The 17,630-nt window shown below is 66.8% G+C and carries 18 protein-coding genes and 1 pseudogene; 12 read left to right on the top strand and 7 right to left on the bottom strand.

Annotated features, from left to right (window positions below; genetic code table 11):
- Positions 1-187: 187 nt before the first annotated feature.
- The 7 genes from AB0N07_RS40970 to AB0N07_RS40940 all read left to right on the top strand — a co-directional run bounded on the left by AB0N07_RS40970 (position 188) and on the right by AB0N07_RS40940 (position 6,165).
- A complete protein-coding gene (locus AB0N07_RS40970) occupies positions 188-517 on the top strand; it encodes a hypothetical protein (protein WP_365844269.1) in 330 nt (109 codons plus the stop codon).
- On the top strand, positions 514-1,959 hold the full coding sequence (locus AB0N07_RS40965; protein ID WP_365844267.1) for a hypothetical protein: 1,446 nt from the start codon (positions 514-516) through the stop codon (positions 1,957-1,959). The genes AB0N07_RS40970 and AB0N07_RS40965 overlap by 4 nt, the downstream gene beginning before the upstream one ends.
- Positions 1,960-2,043: 84 nt before the next feature.
- Positions 2,044-3,336, top strand: coding sequence for a type VII secretion-associated serine protease mycosin (gene mycP, locus AB0N07_RS40960; protein WP_365844265.1), 1,293 nt, complete (start codon positions 2,044-2,046; stop codon positions 3,334-3,336).
- Positions 3,337-3,376: 40 nt separating this feature from the next.
- The gene (locus AB0N07_RS40955; RefSeq protein ID WP_365844263.1) at positions 3,377-3,667 is read left to right on the top strand and encodes a DUF6317 family protein; all 291 of its coding nucleotides are present in this window, start codon (positions 3,377-3,379) and stop codon (positions 3,665-3,667) included.
- A gap of 107 nt (positions 3,668-3,774) precedes the next feature.
- Positions 3,775-4,902 (top strand): hypothetical protein, encoded by a 1,128-nt coding sequence (locus AB0N07_RS40950; protein WP_365844261.1) that lies wholly within the window; start codon positions 3,775-3,777, stop codon positions 4,900-4,902.
- A gap of 7 nt (positions 4,903-4,909) precedes the next feature.
- Complete coding sequence (locus AB0N07_RS40945) at positions 4,910-5,485, top strand: hypothetical protein (RefSeq protein WP_365844259.1); 576 nt, start codon at positions 4,910-4,912, stop codon at positions 5,483-5,485.
- A gap of 341 nt (positions 5,486-5,826) precedes the next feature.
- Entirely contained in the window at positions 5,827-6,165 is a 339-nt protein-coding gene (locus tag AB0N07_RS40940) for a hypothetical protein (protein ID WP_365844257.1), read from the top strand.
- Between the two features lie 113 nt (positions 6,166-6,278).
- Here AB0N07_RS40940 and AB0N07_RS40935 read toward each other — a convergent pair whose 3' ends face one another.
- Together AB0N07_RS40935 and AB0N07_RS40930 are read right to left on the bottom strand one after the other, a co-directional pair.
- Positions 6,279-6,509, bottom strand: coding sequence for a DUF397 domain-containing protein (locus tag AB0N07_RS40935; RefSeq protein WP_365844255.1), 231 nt, complete (start codon positions 6,507-6,509; stop codon positions 6,279-6,281).
- Positions 6,506-7,387, bottom strand: coding sequence for a helix-turn-helix transcriptional regulator (locus AB0N07_RS40930; protein ID WP_365844253.1), 882 nt, complete (start codon positions 7,385-7,387; stop codon positions 6,506-6,508). The genes AB0N07_RS40935 and AB0N07_RS40930 overlap by 4 nt, the downstream gene beginning before the upstream one ends.
- Before the next feature lie 232 nt (positions 7,388-7,619).
- Between AB0N07_RS40930 and AB0N07_RS40925 the strand changes: the two genes are divergently transcribed.
- Together AB0N07_RS40925 and AB0N07_RS40920 are read left to right on the top strand one after the other, a co-directional pair.
- A complete protein-coding gene (locus AB0N07_RS40925; RefSeq protein ID WP_365844251.1) occupies positions 7,620-8,168 on the top strand; it encodes an ATP-binding protein in 549 nt (182 codons plus the stop codon).
- A 93-nt stretch (positions 8,169-8,261) separates the two neighbouring features.
- Positions 8,262-9,182, top strand: coding sequence for a TauD/TfdA family dioxygenase (locus AB0N07_RS40920; protein ID WP_365844249.1), 921 nt, complete (start codon positions 8,262-8,264; stop codon positions 9,180-9,182).
- A gap of 147 nt (positions 9,183-9,329) precedes the next feature.
- On the opposite strand, the gene AB0N07_RS40915 is transcribed toward AB0N07_RS40920, so the two are convergent.
- The 5 genes from AB0N07_RS40915 to haaT all read right to left on the bottom strand — a co-directional run bounded on the left by AB0N07_RS40915 (position 9,330) and on the right by haaT (position 15,649).
- Entirely contained in the window at positions 9,330-10,361 is a 1,032-nt protein-coding gene (locus AB0N07_RS40915; protein WP_365844247.1) for a hypothetical protein, read from the bottom strand.
- 438 nt (positions 10,362-10,799) lie between these two features.
- Entirely contained in the window at positions 10,800-11,285 is a 486-nt protein-coding gene (haaN, locus tag AB0N07_RS40910; protein WP_365844245.1) for a cyclophane-containing RiPP N-acetyltransferase HaaN, read from the bottom strand.
- Positions 11,286-11,375: 90 nt separating this feature from the next.
- Positions 11,376-12,536 (bottom strand): FxsB family cyclophane-forming radical SAM/SPASM peptide maturase, encoded by a 1,161-nt coding sequence (locus tag AB0N07_RS40905; RefSeq protein ID WP_365844243.1) that lies wholly within the window; start codon positions 12,534-12,536, stop codon positions 11,376-11,378.
- Between the two features lie 13 nt (positions 12,537-12,549).
- Complete coding sequence (haaA, locus tag AB0N07_RS40900) at positions 12,550-12,753, bottom strand: HaaA family cyclophane-containing RiPP peptide (RefSeq protein WP_365844241.1); 204 nt, start codon at positions 12,751-12,753, stop codon at positions 12,550-12,552.
- A gap of 127 nt (positions 12,754-12,880) precedes the next feature.
- Positions 12,881-15,649, bottom strand: a complete 2,769-nt coding sequence (gene haaT, locus AB0N07_RS40895; RefSeq protein ID WP_365844239.1) for a cyclophane-containing RiPP biosynthesis TPR protein HaaT — start codon at positions 15,647-15,649, stop codon at positions 12,881-12,883.
- Positions 15,650-16,096: 447 nt separating this feature from the next.
- Here haaT and AB0N07_RS40890 point away from each other — a divergent pair, with 447 nt between their 5' ends.
- From AB0N07_RS40890 to AB0N07_RS40880, 3 genes and pseudogenes are all read left to right on the top strand, one after another.
- Positions 16,097-16,783, top strand: a complete 687-nt coding sequence (locus AB0N07_RS40890) for a DUF317 domain-containing protein (RefSeq protein ID WP_365844237.1) — start codon at positions 16,097-16,099, stop codon at positions 16,781-16,783.
- 102 nt (positions 16,784-16,885) lie between these two features.
- Positions 16,886-17,332, top strand: coding sequence for a hypothetical protein (locus AB0N07_RS40885; RefSeq protein WP_365844235.1), 447 nt, complete (start codon positions 16,886-16,888; stop codon positions 17,330-17,332).
- Positions 17,333-17,424: 92 nt separating this feature from the next.
- Positions 17,425-17,630: pseudogene (locus tag AB0N07_RS40880) on the top strand (hypothetical protein); the annotation flags it as partial.

The raw sequence follows: 17,630 nt of genomic DNA, 5'->3' as shown, positions 1-17,630 counted from the left end.
ATCTGGAACCGGTTCGGCGTCGTCGCCTGCGGAGCCTGAAAGGCTGTTCGACCTTGGGGCCAGCCGTCGGCACCCAAAACCCCTGTTCTCATCGAGGCCGGAAAGAGACGGGGGCACCGTGCGCTGTCAGATGCAGCCGATAAGATTGCTTGCGCTATCAGTCGTACGGGGACAGGGGGCACTCGCGGTGGCGAGCGGCGAGCTGAAGGTCGATCTGAGCGCACTGCAAGGTGTGCTCACACAACTCAACCGGATCATCGCAAATCTGGGCGATACCACCTCGGACTCGCGCTATCAGACGTACCTGCCAGCCGGCGCACTGGGCAGTGCGGATTTCACTGAGGCGAACGATCTGCACATTGCGCACACGGAGATGAAGCAGTACCTCGAGGACATCGTCACCCATATCCACGGCCTGGTGGACGACTTCGGGACGAAGACGAAGAAGACGCACGGCGCCTACCAGGACCAGGAAGCGGAGATCACGGCGGCACTGTCGGACGGGGGTAGGTCATGAGCTCGGACGGGAAGAAGAGCGACGGCTACGCGTACGAGTACGTCCCGGCGGCGATGTGCTACGACGAGCAGGCCACGACCCCGTTCGCCGATCTGAACATGGACCAGATGAAGACCATGGTCATCAACGCGAAGCCGGGCGTGGTTCACGACGTGGCCCGAGGCTGGCGCAAGGTCAACGATGATCTGGTGGGCGAGGACGGCGGCGGTGGATCCCGGCAGGACTTCCTGGCAGCGGTGCACGGGGTGCTGGAGCACTGGGAAGGCGAGGCCGCCGACCGGTTCAAGGCGCGAGCCGCGGTCATCGCGCAGAAGATGCAGGACGGCGCCCAGTACGCCCAGTACACCTCCATCGCGCTGGGCAGCGCGGCCACGGTGCTGGAGACCATCAAGCCCGAGGTCGAGGCGATGGAGAAGCCGGGCACGATCTCCAGTGGCCTTGACTTCGTCGGGGACGGGTTCTCGCACGACGACAGCGGCTACCAGGCGGACAAGCGGGCCGGGATGTCCACCCAGGAGGCCCTGGACAAGAACAAGGACGACCTCTCGGCGGGCAAGGAAGCCCAGTTGAAGATGGCCGTGAAAATGGAGCAGTTGGGGGCGGCGTACGCGTCGCAGACCAAGGCCATGGGGACGTGGAACCGCAGGCCGTTTGATGACTCGGACGACTACCCCGGTGAACCCGGAGGTACGGCGCCGGTCCCGATCGTTGCGATCCCGACCGAGAGCGGCCCCAGGCTGGTGGGCCGGACTTCCACCGGCAGCGGCGCGTCGAGCGGCTCGGGCCGGTCGACCATCACAGCATCCCCCAGCACCCCCCACCGCGTTGCCGGTGCAGGTACCGGTTCCTCTTCCAAGGCGTCCGCGCCCTCCGGGGTCGGGACGGATATAGACGGACTTGCGACCACCAGCCCCGGTGGCACCGGCGCCGGGGACGGCGGCGGCCACGGGGGCGGCGGCACTGCCCGAGTCGGCGGCGCGGGCGGCGGATCTGGAACAGGTGCCGGTTTGCCCGGTGTGCCCGGCGGCCCTGCGGGCGGCTTGGCCCGTGGCGGCAGCGCCTCCGGCGAAGGCTCCGCAGCGGGCAGCGGCCGCACGGGCGTGGGCGGTGTGGGAGCCGGGACCGGGGCAGGTGCAGGACGACGCGGCAACCAGCCCAGCGGCCGGGGTCCCCTGGCCCGTACGAAAGGTGGGGTGATCGGCGAACCCGAAGACGCCCCCTCCACTGGAACTCGGGCCGGTTCCGGTCTGCACGGCAGCCGCGGTGGCACGACCGAGGGCCGCAGGGCGGCGGGCCTGACGGGCTCCGGACAGGCCGGCGTGGCCGGCCAGGGCCGCGGCAAGAAGAAGAAAGACGGTAAGCCGGTTCCGGGCTATCTCGTCGAGGACGAGGAGACCTGGGTGCCAAAGCGGGACGACACCACCCCACCGCTCATCGAGTAGGCACGATCGCGGCAGGACAGAAACGGGGCTCGCGTCATCCACGACGCGGGCCCCGCCCGGCGGGACGAAAGAGGGAAACAGGGCATGGGTCTCACGCGGACGCTGCGCATAGCGGGCAGTACGGCAGCGGTGGGAGCACTGCTCTTCGCCACCGCGACCACCGCGTCGGCGGACCAGGTCAGGAGTGACCAGTGGCCGCTCCAGGCCCTTGACGCCGAGGCAGTCTGGAAGATCGCGACGGGCAAGGGCGTCACCGTCGCCGTCATTGACGACGGCGTTGACGCCTCCCACCGCGACCTGAAGGGCAACGTCCTGCCGGGCAAGGACTTCATCGACGGGGACTCCGACGCCTCGCCCGCCGCGGGAGACAGTCACGGGACCGCCATGGCCGGCGTCATCGCCGGGCATGGACACGGTGTCAACGGTTCGGACGGCGTGAAGGGACTCGCCCCTGACGCGAAGGTCCTGCCCCTCCGTGACAACGGGGGCCAATCGGACGGTTTTGCCTCGTCGATCAGGTACGCGGTGGACCACGGTGCATCCGTCATCAACATCTCACAGGGTGGAAGCCTGCCAACCGCCGGTGGCGAGGAGCAACAGGCGATTAAGTACGCCCTTCAGCACAATGCGATTGTCGTGGCGGGGTCAGGCAACGAGGGGAGGAGCGGCACCGAAGCCGTTAGCTATCCGGCCAGCTACCCAGGCGTGGTGAACGTCGGCGCTGTCAAGGACTCCAAGGAGATCTGGGAGAAGTCCAACTCCGGTGCGAACCTCCTACTGACGGCCCCCGGCTACCGCGTCGTCTCCGTCGGCACGGACTCAGACGGCTACCGCATGGGCACCGGCACCTCCGACTCCGCGGCCTACGTCTCCGCCGCCTGCGCTCTCCTGCGCGAGAAGTTCCCTGACCTCACCGCAGGCCAGATCGTCAACCGCCTTACCAAGACGGCCGGCCTCCCAGCCTCGGCCAAGGGTCTGAAGCTCCCCGACGAGAAGTACGGCTACGGCTTCATCCAGCCCCTCGCCGCACTTCAGCAGAACATTCCGGCCGGCTCCAAGAACGGCCCGCTCACCATGCCCGCATCCAATTCCACAGCAACGCCCGAGGGCAACACGGCGGCGTCCTCCGCGTCCGATGAGTCGAGCAGTGGCCTGACCACCAACTCGGTCATCGCGCTCAGCACGCTGGCAGCCCTCGGTGTGCTCATCGTGATCGGCGTGCCTCTGTTTCTGGTTCGGCGCGCGAAGCGCCGTCGAGCGGCGCAGCAGAGCCAGTTCAATCAGCAGTCCGGATACGGAAGTTATCCCCCGAGTTCTTACCCCGGTTCCTCTCCGTACCAGCAACAGCCGCCGTCCGACCGCTATCCGCGCCAGTAACAGCGGGACCGCCCATACCGGTTCTAGTGAAGGGGGATAAATGAGCGAGTATCACGTCGTCCTGGAGGACCTTGAGCAAGCCTACCTCGCTTTTTTCCGTGAAGAGCGAACGCTGGGCGAGCAGAAAAACAAGGTGCATTGCCCAGTTCCCGATTGTGGGGACTCTGACACGAACAAGGCGTGTCGAGATGCGCTCGACGTGGTGACGACCCTGTACGCCCTCCTTACCGAGACGGTAAAAGATCACGGCGAGAAGATGAAAAAGGCTCACGACGGCTACACCAGGGATAACGATGACGTCATGAACCTCTTCAATACGCTGGAAGGCTGAACGTGTCCGACTCGTACGTAATAATCGAAGGCGATCGAAGCACGCTTTACTCCAGCGGTCAGGATCTAGCCTCCGCGTGTAGCGAGCTTGTCGAGATCACTCACGTCTTGAATACCAGGGTCCGTGATCTTGTAAACGATGCCGGCTGGTCTGGGGATGCCGCTGACAATTTCAAACAAGACTGGCTCGTATCTTCAGCAGCGAGTGACGCCATCATCCAAGCGATGGGCCATATCTCGACCACGATGGAACACCTGGCGGTCGTCCTTGGTGAAGCTCAGGATGACCTTGATGACGCCAGGGACTATGCCAAGAAGCACGGTATTCCGCTTGACCCCGATGGGCACCCACTCCCTGTGACGATGGACATCAGCGAGTACGTGGCGCGCGCGGAAGCGGCGGTGCAGAAGGCGAAGCGGGCGCGGTCGGATGCCGCGCAGAGCTTCGCCGCGATCGTCTCGCAGCTTGCTCCGGGTGGAAGTGACAACACCCTCGGAACCAGTGACAACGTCACGTTGGCGGACGCCGCGCGCACACTGTACGGAATTCCTGGCGCCCGCGCTGCGTTGAGCCGCGAGAAAATGGAACGCCTCAATCAAGAACGTGTGGAAATGAAGCGACTCCATCGCCACATGCCGAAGCAGTCACGGGAGTGGAAAGAATTCCAGACAGAGCGACTTGCTAATCGCCGAGCGTTGCGGGAGGCGAATAAGGTCCTCGCCGATGTCGAAAAATCTACGTCGAAGTGGAAATTCTCCGGCAAGACAGAATTCGAATTTTCACGGCTACGTGAAAAGCTCAATCTCGACGGCCAGTTCAAAATCCTGGACAGCATCCCGATACTTGGCACGACAGTGGGCGTAGCAGGTATTTATCTCGCCACCAAGGACGATATGGAAAAGGGTTGGGGTTTCTGGCATAGCTTTGGAGTCGAGACGGGCAGTACGGCACTTTCTATGGCTGCGGGTACCGCTATTGAGGCTGGTGCCGCAGAAAGCGTGCCCGTCGCCGTAACTGTAGGTGCAAGTCTCGGCGTGGGGTATGTTGCGGGTACCTATGCTGACGAGCTGGTCAAAGCTGGCCATTGGGAACATAACATCCACGCACGTGGGGTGGTTTCCGGGATTGGGCACAGCATCGGCGACGCCTCTGCAACATGGTGGAAAGAGGACGTCAAAGGCATGGGCGACAAAATCAAAAACTCAACCGTGGATCTCTGGAATGATGTCTTCTAGTTATAACGTGAAAGTTTTGCAGGCTCCACCGGTCGATTCCCTCGCGTTTGTCGGCAAGTCGTGGCGCGGGCGCGGTCTAATTTATTGGGTGGTTCGCACCTTCGTCGCACTCTTCTTCTTCCTGATGGCGGTCCTGGTATTTGCCGCGGCCATTGGAATCACTATCGGTATTATCGATGCAGGCGCCCCTCCTTGGGTTGTCGTTCCTGTGGTGGTGACGGCGAGCGCGTCGAGCACCTTCATTACCGTCCGATCGGTGATTCAGAAACAGCGTGAGCAGGCGCATGTCGGTGATCACGAACTCAAGCCCGAGCGTGCTAGAGATGGCGAGGTGAGATCACGCAGTCGACGCATAGGTGGCAGTGCTGGAGCACTCGGCTATGGTCTGCGTGCGTTGGGTGGCATAGGCGCGTTCGTTGCCGCTATCTGCGTGCCAATTGCGGTGGGCGTCGTTCCGGTGATCCTCTGGTTCTGGTTGAAGCCTTTGGTGCCTGGCGAGCTCCGCGCTCGACGCAAGCTTGCACGCTGGCTCACGGTCCATGGCCGGGAGGATGAGATTCCGGCTGGCTGGAAGATTTCTTGATCCGTCGCGAGAGCGTTGCAGGGGAGCCCCGGAAGCCCTTGCTGGGGCTCACATAGGAAGAACGTTGCTGCTCGGACGTGACCATCCGTGGTGTTTTCGTGGGCCGGGACTGCCACCATCGTCGAAGAGGCCAGCGTGAACGCGGCGTTGATCGGCCGCTGTCTCCGCGCTTGTCGCGGTCCTCGGGACCAAGGAACAGCAGATGACGGTCATCAAGGGAGAAGCGGCGGACACCAGCACGTTCCCTGGCGGTCATTGGCCTGACGCCCTGACTTGATGCCCGGCAGCGGCCAAGTTTCAATACGATCCGCTCCTACCCCAGCCAAGAAGGCGGCAAGAAGATGTACGGACCCCGTGTAGCCATGTGGGGCCTGGCGGCATGCTCCTTCTACCTGCTCTTCCTGTCTCTCGCCAACCAGTCCATCCCCCTGGCCGTGGCGTTCTTGCTCCTCACGAGCGCGCTTTTGGGAAGCGCCGAGACGTACGCCGACCGCAGAAGGAAGCGCGAGAAGTTCAACCAGCAGTTCGCCAGCGTCGACGACTTCTTCCAGGCGGTCGACAAAGAAGCGTTGCTCCGGATCCGCGAGGAGCGAGGGGTCATGGTCGCGGTGCGTGAGCTGAAGCGCCAGTACCCGTCCGTTTCGTTCGCTACGGCGGCCCAACTGGTCAAGGGGCTGTGAGCCTCTTGTACCCCCTCGGTCCGATCGGCGCGTGCCGAGGCTGAACCACACGCTCGGAGGGCGTTCCAGCCTCGGCACGGTTCAGGCGGACGTGCGCCGCATCACCGTAATCATCAGCTGTGTCGGATTCCCTGAATGAAGGCCATGTAGGGGGCCGGGTCGATGAGCAGCGCGGGCCCGTGAGGATCCTTGCTGTCACGGATCGCGATGCCAGCGTGCGCCGTGGCGGTGAGGTCGGCGACCTCTATGCAGTTGTTGCCGGAGCCGTCGGAGTACGACGACTTGAACCAACGCGCTCCAGCGCTGGTGAACTCGGGGGCCATGTGGGTACGGGTGTGGGTCATTTGGTGATCTCTCGCGTGAGTTGTTGGAGGAATTCGGGTGTGTCCTCCGGCGGCAGCGCTGACGCCGTGAGGGCGTTGAACTTGCGGGTGAACCGGCCGACCTCGCGTGGCTTGTCGGACACCGAGGCGGCGCCCCACGCGTTGTCCACCTGCACCGAGGTCGGCATTCCGTCGTCCAGGTGCAGGACCGTGAAGTCGTGCACGGAGAGGTATCCGCGGAGGGTCTGCGGGAGCACCTGAACACTCACGTTGGGCAGGGACGCCAGTCTCGCGATCTCCTCGTACTGCTCCCGCATCAGATCCGGATCGCCGACGACGTATCGCAGGGCCGGCTCGTACAGCACCGCCCTCAGCCGCAGTGGATGCTCGTCTCGTGTGAGAGCTTCCTTGCGCATGAGGCGCACCCGGACGTTTCGGTCGATGAACTCGCTCGTGGTCTCCTCGATCGACTTGACAAGTTCGTGGAGCGCGCGGGCATACGCCTCCGTCTGCAGAAGCCCAAGGACGAGCGCCGGGTGGAAAGCCCAGGTCTCCCGTGCCGCGGTCTCGATGCCGACGAAGCGCGGCATGCCAGACGGCATCGTGGACCGGAACGGGGTCCACCAGTCCTGGCTCGCGCCGTCGCGCTGGATACCCAGGAGCTGCTCGAAATCGCGGTCGTCGGTCACGCCGTACAGCTCCAGAAGAGACCGGAGATCGCCAGCGCTGCGGAGGTCCTGAAGCCCCTTCTCGACGCGGTGCAGTTTGGTGACGTACAGCCCCTTGATGGCGCCGCTTCCGGCGACGTCCTCGAGTGTCATCCCGGCACGTTCGCGCAACTGCCGTAGCTCGTAACCGAGTTCGATGCGCCGCACGGTCGGCCTGGGTTTGGCTGCCATGTGCTCGCCTTTCCATCGCATGCGTTGGCCGGAACCGCGATGCACGAAGTCTGACACGCGTTACGCGCGCCGCAACAGACCATGCGCTTGCGGTGTCATGTGCCATTTTCGTTCGTGGAGAAATTTCTAGAGCATTTTCGTTGCGCAGCAACTTTCCCACGCGGCACGGTGGTTGGGCCATGGAGAGCGTTCTGCACTCCTGATCCTCCCTGACCTGCGGAAGGACTGGGCGATGACGCCTGCGGTTCGGACGACGGCCTCACCCGCTCCCGCGCGTACATCGAGCCCCCGCGCCTCGTCCGCGGCTCCCGCGCTCGCGAGGCATCCGTCGCCTGTCGAGATCGCCTTCGTGCGGGAGGTGTCGAGGGTCGAGCACGCCCGGCGTATCGGGGCCGCGTGGCTGCGGAACATGTGCCGCATGCCCCCGGCGGACGTCGACTCTGCGGAGGTAGTGATCTCGGAGCTGGCCACCAACGCGGTGGTGCACGGGCACGGTTCCACGGTCGGTCTCCGCCTGAGACATACCGATGACCACGTGCGGTTGGAGATCAACGACCATTGCCCCTCCGCGGTCCCTCGCCCGAAACAGGCCGGCGCGGACGAGGAGAGCGGACGCGGCCTATGGCTCGTGGACGCCCTCGTCGAAGAGCTCGGCGGGAAGTGGGGCTTCACCGCTGACGGGACGGTGGCCTGGTGTGTCTTCCCGTGTCGCCTTCCGGTTCCGTCCGAGAACCGCGGCCACCAGGCGCTGGGCCAGGAGCCGGGGCTGCGGGCGAGGTGATCGAGGCCCCTGCATCGCAGCGGGCCTCAACGTCGGCGTCCCTCCCGCTCCGTGCACCACCATCCACCACACACTTCCGATCCGAGGAGTGCCATGCCGACACCGCCGCTGCCGGAATACCGCCTGAGCCTGGCGCCGGAATTCGTCGCCGAGCTCGCCAACAGCGCGACGATCCTTCCCGAGTGGGAGCTCAAGGACGGTCTGCTGTCGCCGGAGATCGCCCAGCGCTACCGCCGGACGCTGTCCGGCCTGTCGCGCGTATCGGTGATCGCTGCGACCTGCGAGTGGCTCCTGAACGCCCTCGACGGTGAGGGCTTCGTCGTCCTGGAACTGGGCGGACTCCTCGACGCCGTCGACACACAGGTCGACTGCCTGCGTGCCGTCACCGCGATGCTCTCCCTGATCGCCAGACCGCTGCGCGCCTTCGACTGCTGGCCACTGTGGAAGCTGCTCGATACCAACCTCACCCTCGACCCGATGCCAGCCACCGGCTCCGGCTATGGCCCGATGCACATCGACGTCGTCAACTCCACCTGGCCACCCGACTACAGCGCCCTGCTCTGCGTACGCCCGGACCCGAAGGGCCAGGGCCACAGCCTCGTCTCGCAGGTCCGCCGGGCCGTGGACCGGCTCAGCTACGGGGACGCCGAACTGCTCAGCCATCCGATGTACGAGGACGGCTCCTTCCACGACCTGACCGGGGTCGGTAGGGAATGGACGCCGTTCCCCGTCATCGACGGACACTCACCAATCAGTGGCTTCGTCCGCTTCACGAAGATGCTCGCCGATGGCGGTCCCGACGACCCCTACGCCAAGGCGGCCCGCGCCCTGCACCGCGAACTCGTCATCGGGCAGCGGAGACTCCCGCTCAAGCGAGGTGACCTGCTGATCGTGAACCAGCACCTGTGCTGCCACGGCCGTGAGGCACTCGGCCACGGCCAGGAAGACGTGCCCGAGGGCGAACGCCAGCTGCTCCTGCAGATCTTCCTGCGCCGTGAGGAGGCCGTGTCGTGACCAGGCCCGTGCAGTTGCCCAGTCCGACGGTCGCGGCATCTGCCCGTCATGCCACGCTGTTACGGCTCCTAGACGACCCTCGGCGAGGAACTCCGCGCTGCCGGAATAGTCTCGCCCAAGCAGGCGCAGTGGTCGTGTACGAGTGCTCTACTGAATGCTCCAGCGGTGCGGGTGGTTGGGCTCTTCAGGGCAGGCGAAGATGTTGAGTTCGCCCCAGCGCCCCACGGTGACCTTGGTCGGAGTGGCGGAGCCGTGCGTGGGCAGGTCCTGGTCTTCCAGCGGCTTCCAGCTGCCGCTGCCACCGTCCCATTCCGAGCTGTCGATGGTCAGCAGCAGGTGCATGGGTGTCGCGCACGTGCGGCAGTTCATGGGGGACGGATCGGTGGTGTGCCAGGAGGCATAACCGCCGACGCGCCAGCCTGGCGGAATGGACAGGTCGTACTGGTAGCCCACCGGCGATGCAGCATCTTCGTCCGTCGGCTGCTTGGCCCGCTCCTCCAATGCGCCTTCCCAGGCGTCGATCCGAGCGCACAGGCCCTCGGGGAGCAGGCCGGCGAATGGGTAGGTAGCCACTTGCTCGGGGTGCAGCACGCACGGCTCGGGCACGTACCCCGCGTAGCCGACGACCTGCGGCTGTCGCGGTGCTGCCAGCATCTCGGTGACCTCCCACGACCGGCGCCAGCGCAGGTCGAGCAGCATGCCGTAGCCGGTCGGGCCGTGTGCGTCGAAAGGGCACCAGAACACCTGGAGCAGATCGCAGTCATCCGGCCCGGCGGCCAGGTCGGAGACGTCCCTCCTGTAGAGCTGTGCAAGGCCGATCAGTGGCAGTGGATCGTTCGCAGCGGCATCTTGGACTCGGTGTTTCTGGTCCAATTGCTCCAGTAGCTGCCGTTCCTTGTCCGTGGGGCCGGGGTTCGATTCACGGAGCCATGCGGACGCCAGGATCTGGCGCTGCCGGTGGATGTCCGCCGGGCGTCGGCCATGCGCGTGGCTGTGCGGCTCGGTGCACACCGGCCAGGGTTCGTCCGCCGGCCACAGCAGCCGACCGCCCACGGAACTGTCCACCACGTCCGGTCGGCCCGGGCGCGGATGGAGCCGGGTGGTGGTGCCCAGGTAGGCCGCCAACTCCGGGAACAGCGCTTCGACATCGAGCGGACGCGGCGGTGTGGTCCTCGACATGCACGTGACCATAGACGGCTGCACCGTCAGCTCTCGTCGCCGGGGGCACCGCTGTGGACGGCTGTCTGACGATCTCCGCTCACGACAGAGTCGCTTCGCAGTCCGGGCACCGCCTGATCGCGCGTCGCGAGGTGTTGCCCTGCGTCGCGACCGCCGGGTGGCTGCATCCGAGACGGGTCCACAGCCCAGGGGGTGGGTCGGGAATCCAGCCCCAGCGCGGCGGCTTCACCAACTCCTCGGGGAGGTGGCCGCATGCGCCAGGAAGGTGGGCGTACTGCGTGGGTGAGATGAGGATGGTGTCTGCTGGGAAACGCCGCCACTCCTGCCGTGCGGCGGACACGGAGCGGGCCCTCGGCACGGATCCCTGCGATGGGCAGGCACACCCCAACCCGATGATGCAGTCGCACCGTTCACAACGTTCTTCCTTCACGATCTCGCTCACTCTGAGGCCGCTCCGGAGTCGACCCGGTAGACGATCTTCCCGTCGGACTCGGTGAACCCGCGCGACTCGTAGAAGGCCCGTGCGCCCGGGTTGTCGCGGTCGGCCATCCATTCCACCCGGCTGCACCCGGGGCGCGCGGCGGCCAGGGCGCGGAGTTGGTCCATGAGGCGGGCACCGATGCCTTGTCGGCGCAGGGTGTCGCGGACGTAGAGCTCCTTGAGGAACAGGGAGTGCGAGGAGCCGGCGGCCGGCCAGAGGAAGGAGTAGGCGGCGAGGCCCACGATGTCTCCGGTCTCGTCCTCGACGAGCAGGGCGGAAGCCAGTGGTGGCGCGCCGAAGAGGGCCTCTTCCACCTGGAGACGGCGCTCTTCAATCGGCTGGATGTCTGTGTCGGTCGCCCCGTAGAACCGCTCGATCTCTTCGATCAGCTCGGCCATGGCCGGGACGTCGCGCTTCTCCGCGGGACGGATCGTCGCGGTCATCGGCGCCTCCTGTCCTTCCTCGATTGCTTCGGTCTGCTGCACTCGTTCGTTCCAACGCGTGATCCCCTTCTGGCGGTACGGCACACGCGTCTAGGGCGACGAGGCGGCCTGTGTGTACGGGCTCCAGCCGTGCTGGCGCAGGGAGCCTTGGACGTGTCGGATGAGGTACTCCAGGTCCGCGCAGTAGACGGACGGGTTCCGGTAGCCCTGGGCTTCGCTGAAGCGGTGTGGGAGGTAGCCTCCGCCGCACACGTCCACGAGTGGGCAGGCGCGGCACTGTTCGGCGAGCGCATCCTTGCCGTGCTGCCGGTGCAGCAGTTTTGGATGGGACAGAGCGTCATCGAAGGAGTGGCGGAGGACGTCGAGCCCGAGCCAGGAGGCGCCCTCCTCGACCGACCGCAGGGTGTCCACCGCTTCGATGGAGCCGTCGGACTCGATCACGATGCTCGTCGGCGGGGCCAGGCCGAGCGTCTCCACCGAGCCGCGGACGCCAGAGCTGAGGGCCACGATGTCCTCCAGCATCCGGACGCTGTGCCCGTACTCGGGCCGGGCGAGCCAGGCGTCGTAGACCCTGCTCATCCACATCCCGTACTCGGGCACGCTGGGGTCGGCACGGTGCGGCGGATCGTCGTGGGTGGCGTGCGGCAGGCCGAAGTCGATCACGGGCGGTTCGAACGCCGCCAGGTAGTCGTGGACCTCCATGGGGTCGTTGGCCAGGTCCACGACGGCGAGCAGCCCGGCGAACAGGTGTGGTCGCGACCGCAGGAGTTCGATGCCGTGCACGGCGGAGGCGGCGCTCGATCGCCCGGCGTGGGTCAGGCGGTGTCGGTCATTCGCACGTGGCGGTCCGTCGATGCTGACGCCCACCGCGACCTCGTACCGCTCGAAGAGGTCCAGCCACGCATCGGACAGAAGAGTCCCGTTGGTCTGGAGCTCGAAGAGAACCCGGGTTCCCGTCGGCGCACCGTCCCAGACGGCCTCCAGCAGGCTGGCCATGTGCCCGACGCCGACGAGCAGCGGCTCACCGCCGTGCAGTACGACGTGGATGGTCCGAAGGCCGTGTGCGGAGGCGTGTTCACCTATCCGTCGGGCCGTAGCGCGGGCCACAGCGAGGTCCATTCGGGCGGGCAGGCGTCGCGCCGCCTGGTCCTTGGAGTTGAAGACGAAGCAGTAGTCGCAGTCGATGTTGCAGCGGTTGGCGACCTTGAGGATGAACGTCCGGAAAGGAGCGGAGCTTTCGGGTTCTGTCATTGAGCGGACGTGCTCACAGCGGCCAGGGCCAGATGAGCGAGGCCGCGTGGGCACCGTCGCCGACCCGGCTCGTCGCGCCCTCCTCTTCCTCCAGCCGCTGCCGGACGCGGGCGGCCACGCGGTCCAGGACGGCGGTGCCGGCCACCGTCGGCTCCGCGGACGCCGGGCCGACGGGCGTGATGGTGCCTGGCTCGGTGACGGACGTGGGTGACGGCATCCAACGCTCCTCGTGAGGTACGTGCCGGGGGTGGCACGGTGCGACGGGGCTGAAGCGACAGATCAGCCGGAAACGTAGCATCATCAACTACCCATCGGACACAGGGAATTCGGCCACATGGTCGGCGTCAGCCGGACCGCGACACCAGCAACCGTTCGATGTCGTCCACGGCCGCGCTCACTCCCAGCCGCCGGTACACCGTCAGGGCGGCTCGCAGCGAGCCCACGCCATGACCAGGCCCGTCAATCGTCCAGTCGCACCGGCCGGTGCCCTCCAGCGCCCGTGCCTCCTCAAGCGGGCAGCGGATGTCCCGCGCGAGCGTGAGGGCCTGATCGAAGTGGCGACGGGCGGCCGTTGGTTCATCGGAGGTGAGCAGCAGCATCCCCCAGTGGTTCAGTACCTCTGCCTCGCCGCACCGGTCGCCCAGACCCCGCAGGATCTCCAAACTGCGTTGGAACGCCTCGATCGCGCCGTCGCGCTCACCGACGATGCCGCGCGCCACGCCCAGCTCGCCCAGGGCGGCGGCCTCACCCCCGCGGCTGCCGAGTTCGCGGTAGGTCTCCAGGGCCTCCTCCAACAGCCGGACCGCCTCTGTCGCATCCCCGGAGACACGGTCCACGACGCCCAGGTGGCGGATGCTGTTCGCGCGGCCGAACCGTTCACCGAGCTCATTGAAGTGCGTCAGGGCCTGGCTGTGTGCCGTCCGCGCTCCCTCAATGTCTCCGGTCAGCCGTCGGACGACGCCCAACTCGTTGAGCGCGTAAGCCTGGTGAGTACGGTCGTCCAGCTCCAGGTAGATGTCGAACGCTTCCTGATGATGCCGCTCGGCTTCGCCATATGCGCCCATGAGGCAGTGCACGACGCCCAGGTCCCGCAGAGAGTTTGCTTCCCCGTACCGGTCGCCGAGCTCTCGGTAGATGGTCAGGGCCTCGCTCTGCGCCTCCACTGCGGCGTCGAACCGGCTCAACTGCCGGTGTGTCATGCCGAGATCGGCAAGCGCGTTCGCCTGTCCGAGTCGGTGGCCCAACTCGCGGTAGAGGGCGAGAGACTCGGCCTGGGCGCGGACTGCGTCTTCATTGTCAGCGGTCAGGTACCAGACGATGCCGAGCTGGTTCAGGGCGTCCGCCTTACCCCGCCGTTCGTCGACCGCTTCGTACGCCGTCACGGCTTCACTGAGGGCCTCGATCGCCTGCGGATAGGCGGCCATGAAGCGGCGTACGACGCCGAGTTCGGCGAGAGCGTCGCCCCGAGCCCGCTGGTCACCGGTGTGGCGGGCAGCCTCGGTGGCGGTCCGGTGGAGCCCGACGGCCTGGTCCCAGGGACCGGCCTGGCGCAGGAAGGGCGCCATGGCCGCGGCGAGCCGGACCACCAGGTCGTACAGGGCCAGGCCGTTGGCCCGCCGGACGCAGGCCAGGATGTTGGCCCGCTCGGTCTCCAGCCAGCTCAGGGCATCCGCCCGCGACTCCAGGGCCGGAGTCTCCACCCGCGAGGCGCCGTCCGGTGCCGGTGGCACCGCGGCACCACTGCGCCCGATGTGCTCGTTCACGACGACGAGAGCGGCCAGGTAGTAGGTGCACACACGCTGTGCGGCCTGTACGTGGTCCATGCTGTCCCCCTCGGCGGCCAGACCACGAGCGTAGTCGCGCAGGAGATCGTGCAGCCGATAGCGATTCCCCGGTTGCTCGTCGATCAGGTGGTCGTCGTAGAGCGCCTCGAGGTGCCGACGGGCCACTCCGACCGGGACCTCGGCCAGAGCGGCACCGACGTGCACGTCGAGATCGGTGCCAGGGAAGAAGCCGAGCTGCGCGAAGAAGCGCTGCCGCTCCGGCGCGAGATCCCGGTAGGAAAGATCGAACGTCGCGGTGACGGCCCTCTCCCCGGCCTGCAGCTCTCCCAGCCGGTCCCGCGCCGCCAGCAGCCGCCCACGCAGGTCCTCGGCGGTCCAGGACGGATGATGCCGCAGCCGTGCCGCGAGGAGAGACACCCCCAGCGGCAGACACCCGCACAGCCGGACCAACTCGTCCACCACAGCCCGGTCCAGTGCATCGGCCGGCCGCCCGCTGAGCCGCACGAAGAGGTCGACCGCATGATCCGGCGGCAGCGCGTCCACCGACATGACCACCTCCTCGTTCGCCACCAGTCGCTTTCGGCTGGTCACCAACACCAGGCACCCGCTCCCACCGGGGAGCAGCGGCTCCAGCTGCCGGTAGCTGGCCGCGTTGTCGAGAATCAGCAGCGCCTTCTTGTCCGCGAGTCTGCTCCGCCACATGGCGGCCCGAGCCTCCGTGACCGCTCCAATGTCTTCCCCGACGGGTATCTGCTGCGTCGGCACACCGGCGGCCGCGAGAAGCGAGGCGAGCGCCTCGCCGGCTTGCACCGGAGTGCGTCCCGGCGTGTACCCGTTGAGGTTCACGAAGAGCTGTCCGTCGGGGAACCGCTCAGAGAGCAGGTGGCCGGCGTGCACGGCGAACGTGGTCTTCCCGACACCGGGCATCCCGTCGATCACGTGAACGGGCAGGCTCTCGCCCTGTTCCTGTGAGGTCCGCACCGAGCCCACCAGCCGCTCCAGCTCCGCGGTACGGTCGGTGAACGCGGCGGTGTCGCGCGGCAACGAACGCAGCACCTGGGCGGCCCCCGGCGGCCCCGCTCCATCCTCCGGCCTCACCGACGGCGCGGGAGGCCGCGACTCGGATAGCCCGGCGAGTAAGGCCGTCATCACCGCCATCGTCACGCCCAACACGACGAACGAGAACCAGGCGTGCTCCTGTAACCACCCCAGCCAGCCGGGCCACCGCGCCTGGTTGGACACGGCGTTCGTGACGAGCCCGACCAGCAGAGTGGCCACAGCGCCGCCTCCGGCAACGACGGCGATCGCGATCCCGCGCCGGAGTCTCATACGGAGGCCCCAGCAGCCGGGGGAGCGGCCGATTCCCCTGTGGTGCCGTTGATGAGACACCATGCACCGCCCACCGACCTGGTCACGAAGACAACCCCCGAGTCCGACACCCCAACTTCCCTAACGGAACAGTCCTCATAGACCTTGGTCAAGAGCGCGTCTGAGCCACGGTGTGCACCACGAGAGCCGCTGGCGATCACACCCCGGAGCTGTGTGGGCTGGGCTCGCTTCTTTGGTTAAGCCGGTCCAGCTCTCTTCACTGATTCGCTGCTGGCAGACAGGAAAGATCCCCAAACGACTGGTGTACAGCTGCGTAGCCATGTCAACCTGGATGACCTTCTGAACCCCCAGGTCGACGACCGTCAGTGACCTGTCCCCGAGCCTACGGAGGCGCCCCTGAACCCGCACCACCCCAGCGACCCCTTCCACCCCGAACCACCGGACCCGGTGTACTGGGTCACCCCACGCCACTTGGCCGGCGATGACGACGCGTTCGCCGAGCGGATCGGCGACACCCTGGCTGGCCTTGGCTGGCGCATGTGGCCCACTGCCCGCCGCACCCTGCTGTACGTCAGCCCGGACGGACTGTGCGGTGCCGAGTGGATTTTTGCGGCCTACCCGTTCGAGTTGGGCGGGCTGCCGGTGGCCTGGCAGTTGAGCGCCCGTTCGTGTGCCGCCTCGGTGATGACCGCGTGGAACGCGTACTTCACCGCCGGTGTCCCGTACGAGACGCTCGCCGACCTCCTCGTGGAGATCGACAGCTGCAAGACGCCCGACGTCGGATTCGAGGGGCCCGAGACCGTCCTCAGCGCGCTCTCTGCCCACGGCTGGCTCCACGACGCCGACCGCCCCCGCACCACCGCCCTGGATCCCGGATTCTCCTGCAGCGTCTCCCTGGAGATGGTGCCGCCGTTCATCGAGGACGCCGACCCGCGCCCCGACCTGGTGGGCTGGCAAACGTGGGCGGAACCCGTTCTCGGTGGTCCGTATCTGTGGTGCGCCACTTTCAGCGCCAGCGTCCCTCACGGCCTGGTTGCCGCGTTCGCCTCCTCGCTCGCCTCGCCGGCTCCGGTGCCTCGCCGCACCGTGCCCGAGAGCGCCAAGGGCCGGCTCACCGTCGTCCGCCGCAGCTGACGACCCCTGCCCCGGAGGAGCCGCTGGTAGGCGGCTCGTAGCTATCCCCCTGAACGGAGGCACGTTTCCCGTGCCCCGCCAGATGACAGAGAGGAAGAGATCTTGTTCTTTCGACGTGCTCGCGAGGACCGCGCATTCCGTGAAGTCCAGCGCGCGGGTTATGAGTTGCTCCTGCAGCTAGAGGCCACGCAGCCGTGGCCCGACGTGCCCGAGCAGGCCGCGCCGGCTCCGGCTGCGGAGGCAGCGGTGGCGCCCGATTTCCTGCCGCCGGAGTTGCGGGTGCCGTCGCGACAGGAGGTGGCCGGGCTGATGATGCGCTGGCAGCAGCCGCTCGTCATCGACGGAGAGGTCCGTACGTGCCCGGGGTGCGGGGCGTACCGGGACTGGATCGTCTTCTGCCTGCGCGACGACTCGGTCTGGCTGCGCTGCCGGGCCGGCCACGAGACGAAGGAGACCGGCCTGGACGCGGCTTGGTACAACCGCAACTCCGGTCCCGTCGACCGGTTCCACCCCACCCTCGAAGAGGGCCTGCGCCACCTCGGCCACTGAGCCCCCGAACCCCCTCCACCCCTTCGCACTGCCGGTACTCGGAGGACCGGCCTGGTCAACCTGTCCGCTTCGCAGACGATCAAGGGGTTCGCATGCGCGTTCACACCACGACCGTTCTCAGCCTCAGCGCCCTCGCCGTCCTTGCCCTGACGGGCTGTTCGACCGGCAGCGCTGCTCCCATCCGCCCGACCCCCGGCGACCGTCTCAGAGTGCGGTTTGAAGGCTTTCGCGTCACTTCAGTCCGTTGTGGCAACATTCCCGAATCCGACGAATCGGGGTGTATTGGCTACCGCATGGT

The organism is Streptomyces sp. NPDC051172, assembly GCF_040682555.1.
Lineage (GTDB): Bacteria > Actinomycetota > Actinomycetes > Streptomycetales > Streptomycetaceae > Streptomyces.
Note: the sequence above shows the minus strand (reverse complement) of the source record. Positions and strands in the feature narration are given on the sequence as shown.